The sequence below is a fragment of the Vulcanococcus sp. genome (genome assembly GCF_044369115.1).
In the GTDB taxonomy this organism is placed as follows: domain Bacteria; phylum Cyanobacteriota; class Cyanobacteriia; order PCC-6307; family Cyanobiaceae; genus Vulcanococcus.
In genome coordinates, this window is record NZ_JBIPMN010000208.1 from 1 (window position 1) to 3,895 (window position 3,895).

The following is a 3,895-nucleotide window of genomic DNA, read 5'->3' on the forward strand; positions in this document are numbered from 1 at the left end:
GGAAGGCGTCGGCGGCGCGGGAGCAATAACGCGAGGGATGACTGATCAACTTGAGCTGCCGCCGCACCGAAAGATCCGCCAGAGCCGGGCGATGCAAGGTGCCGGCAGCCAGTTCCCGCTCGATCGACACCACCGGCAAGAAGGCGGCACCCAGGCCACTGTGTACAGCGTTCTTGATGGCCTCAAACGAGTTGAGCTCCATCTCAATCTTCAGGCGTGACACATCCAGGCCCGAGCGTGCCAGCAGCTGATCCACCATCTTGCGGGTGGTCGACTGGGCATCCAGACAAACGAAGCCCAGGCGGTAAAGGTCGTCTTTGCTGAGCTCGGGCAGGCGGGCCAGGGGGTGCTTGGTGGGCAGCACCAGGGCCAGCTCATCGCTGGCATAGGGCACCACCTGCAGCAGCTCGTTGAGCTCGCTGGGGAGTTCGCCGCCGATGATCGCCAGATCGATCTGGCCATTGGCCACGCTCCAGCCGGTGCGCCGGGTGCTGTGCACCTGCAGCTGCACCGCCACCTCCGGGTATTTCTGACGGAACAGACCAATCATCCGCGGCATCAGATAGGTGCCGGTGGTCTGGCTCGCGCCCACGACCAGCGAGCCGCCCTTGAGGTTGTGGAGATCGTCGAGAGCGCGGCAGGCCTCCTGGCACTGGCTGAGGATCCGATCGCAGTAGCTGAGCAGCAGGTGGCCGGCTTCAGTGAGCTGAGCCTTGCGCCCACCCCGATCGAACAGCGACACATTCAGCTGCTTCTCCAGGTTCTGGATCTGCAGGCTCACAGCCGGCTGTGTCACATACAGGCTGTCGGCCGCTTTTTTAAAGCTGCCCTCGCTGGCGATCGCTCGCAGGATGCGCAGCTGATCAAGGGTGAAGGGCAGATCAGCCATGCAGGGGCGCAGGGATGCTGCGGGAAGCAGAACTCTAGGGGCCCTCTCGGGGATCTCTGGCGACTGAGGAGAATCAGCCCACTCCTTGCGCCGCCCGGCCTGTGACTCCCACCAGCGACCTCCACCACAGCAGCTGGGTGATGCTGGCGTTGCTGCTGGCGTTTGCCGTGATCCACAGCGGCGGAGCCTCCCTGCGCTACTGGGGGGTGGAACGCATCGGCGAACGGGCCTGGCGCCTGCTGTTTGCGGGGGTGAGCATCCCTTCTGCCGTTGTGGTGATCGGCTATTTCCTGGCCCACCGCTATGACGGCATCCGGCTCTGGAACCTGCAGGACCAGCCCTGGATCATTCCGCTGGTGTGGATCGGCACCGCCATCAGCTTCCTGTTCCTCTATCCAGCTACCTACAACCTGCTGGAGATTCCAGCGGTGCTGAAACCTCAGGTGCGGATGTATGCCACCGGGATCATCCGCGTCAGCCGCCATCCCCAGGCGATTGGCCAGATCCTCTGGTGCTGCACCCACCTGCTCTGGATCGGCAGCAGCTTCATGGTGGCCACCTGCGCCGGACTGATCGCCCATCACCTATTTGCGATCTGGAACGGTGATCGCCGGCTGGCCAATCGATTCGGAACGGCCTTCGAGGACCTGCGGGCGAGCACCTCGGTGATTCCCTTCAAAGCCGTGCTCGATGGACGGCAGCAGCTGCAGCTGGGCGAGTTCCTGCGTCCAGCCCAGTTGGGCATCGCCATTGCGGTGGGCGTGTTCTGGTGGGCTCACCGCTTCATTGGTAGCGGTGCCACAGCCTTCAGCCGCACCGGGCTGGCCCACTGGCTGGGATAAAGCGCCCGTTGCGCTGCCTACACTCGCCCTGATTGCACCAGCACCGGATGCCCTCGCCTGCCGAACTCGCCTGGCTCATTCCGGTCTTGCCCTTGATCGGGGCAGCGGTGGTGGGCCTTGGCCTGATCAGTTTCAACCGCACGGTCAACCGGTTGCGAAAACCGGTTGCGGTGCTGCTGATCACCAGTGTGGGCGCTGCCGCAGTGCTCAGCTATGCAGTGCTCGCCCAGCAACTGGCGGGGGCAGGCCCCACCGAAGTGCTGTTCAACTGGGCCAGCGCCGGCGCCTTCACCCTGGAGATGGGGTTCCGGGTGGATGCCCTCGGGGCCGTGATGCTGGCTCTGGTCACCACCATCGCCGTGCTGGTGATGGTCTATTCCGATGGCTACATGGCCCACGACAAGGGCTATGTGCGCTTTTTCACCTACCTGGCCCTGTTCAGCAGCTCGATGCTGGGCCTGGTGATCAGCCCCAACCTCCTGCAGATCTACGTGTTCTGGGAGCTGGTGGGCATGTGTTCCTACCTGCTGGTGGGCTTCTGGTACGACCGCGACGGTGCCGCCAATGCCGCCCAGAAAGCCTTCGTGGTGAACCGGGTGGGCGACTTCGGCCTGCTGCTGGGCATTCTTGGCCTGTTCTGGGCCACGGGCAGCTTCGGCTTTGAGCAGGTGGGCACAGGCCTGCAGGCCGCAATCGCCAACGGCAGCGTGTCGAACGGCATTGCCGTGCTGCTCTGCCTGCTGGTGTTCATGGGACCCATGGCCAAATCGGCCCAGTTCCCGCTGCATGTATGGCTGCCCGATGCCATGGAGGGCCCCACCCCGATCTCCGCGCTGATTCACGCCGCCACGATGGTTGCCGCGGGCGTGTTCCTGGTAGCTCGGCTCCAACCTGTGTATGTGCCTTTCCCGGAGGTGCAGGTGGTGATTGCCGTGATCGGCACGATCACGCTGTTCCTGGGAGCCTCGATCGCCCTCACCCAGATGGACCTGAAGAAGGGCCTGGCCTACAGCACCGTGAGCCAGCTCGGTTACATGATGCTGGCGATGGGCTGCGGCGCCCCGGTAGCCGGCATGTTCCACCTGGTGACCCACGCCTTCTTCAAGGCGATGCTCTTCCTGGGCTCCGGCTCGGTGATCCACGCCATGGAAGAGGTGGTGGGCCACGAGCCCGTGCTCGCGCAAGACATGCGCTTGATGGGCGGCCTGCGCAAGCACATGCCGATCACCAGCAGCACCTTCTTCATCGGCTGCCTGGCGATCAGCGGCATCCCGCCCTTGGCAGGCTTCTGGAGCAAAGACGAAATCCTGGGCCAGGCTTTCGGAAGCTTCCCGGTGCTCTGGGCCGCCGGCTTCATCACGGCCGGGATGACCGCCTTCTACATGTTCCGGCTCTACTTCCTCACCTTCGAGGGCAGCTTCCGCGGCAACGACAAGGCAATGCAGGCCCAGCTGATGGCTGCTGCCGGCAAGGGCTCTGAGGAGCACGCCGATGATCACGACCACCCCCACGCCGATCACCCCCACGAATCCGGCTGGCAGATGGCCATGCCCCTGGCCGTGCTGGCGGTGCCCTCAGCTCTGGTGGGTCTGTTGGGCGTGCCCTGGAACAGCCGCTTCGGCTACCTCCTCGATCCCCATGAAGCCGCCGAGGTGGCTGAACACTTCAGCTGGGGTGAATTCCTGCCTCTTGCCGGCGCTTCCGTTGGCATCTCCGTGGTGGGTATCACCGTGGCCGTACTGGCCTACGCCCTGCGCAGAATCGATCTGGGCACGGCCGTGGCCGACCGCTTCCCCACGATCAACGCCTTCCTGGCCAACAAGTGGTATCTCGATGCCATCAACGACAAGCTGTTCGTGCAGGGCAGCCGCAAGCTGGCCCGCTCGGTGCTGGAAGTGGATTCCAAAGTGGTCGATGGCGTGGTGAACCTCACCGGCCTGGTCACCCTGGGCAGCGGCGAAGGCCTCAAATACTTCGAAACCGGCCGAGCTCAGTTCTATGCCCTGATCGTGTTCGGTGGTGTGATCGCGCTGGTGGTGCTGTTCGGCGTCCTTGGGTGAAGTCTGAGGCGTTGGCCTTCCGCTGGCTGCCGCTCGCGCTTCGCGCGGCGGATGCCAGCTCCAGGCCAACGCCTCAGACACCCATCAGGGGGCAGCACATCAAG

3 protein-coding genes are annotated in these 3,895 nt (G+C 64.2%); 2 read left to right on the forward strand and 1 reads right to left on the reverse strand.

Going from position 1 to position 3,895, the window contains the following annotated elements; genetic code table 11:
- The coding region (locus ACIQ2E_RS13140) for a LysR family transcriptional regulator (RefSeq protein ID WP_398331376.1) at positions 1 to 889 on the reverse strand (889 nt) is incomplete at its 3' end.
- A gap of 140 nt (positions 890 to 1,029) precedes the next feature.
- Here ACIQ2E_RS13140 and ACIQ2E_RS13145 point away from each other — a divergent pair.
- The gene (locus tag ACIQ2E_RS13145; protein WP_398331382.1) at positions 1,030 to 1,731 is read left to right on the forward strand and encodes an NnrU family protein; all 702 of its coding nucleotides are present in this window, start codon (positions 1,030 to 1,032) and stop codon (positions 1,729 to 1,731) included.
- Positions 1,732 to 1,778: 47 nt separating this feature from the next.
- Positions 1,779 to 3,791: an NAD(P)H-quinone oxidoreductase subunit 5 gene (locus tag ACIQ2E_RS13150; RefSeq protein ID WP_398331379.1), complete on the forward strand. Its 2,013-nt coding sequence runs from the start codon at positions 1,779 to 1,781 to the stop codon at positions 3,789 to 3,791.
- The last annotated feature ends 104 nt before the right edge of the window (positions 3,792 to 3,895 follow it).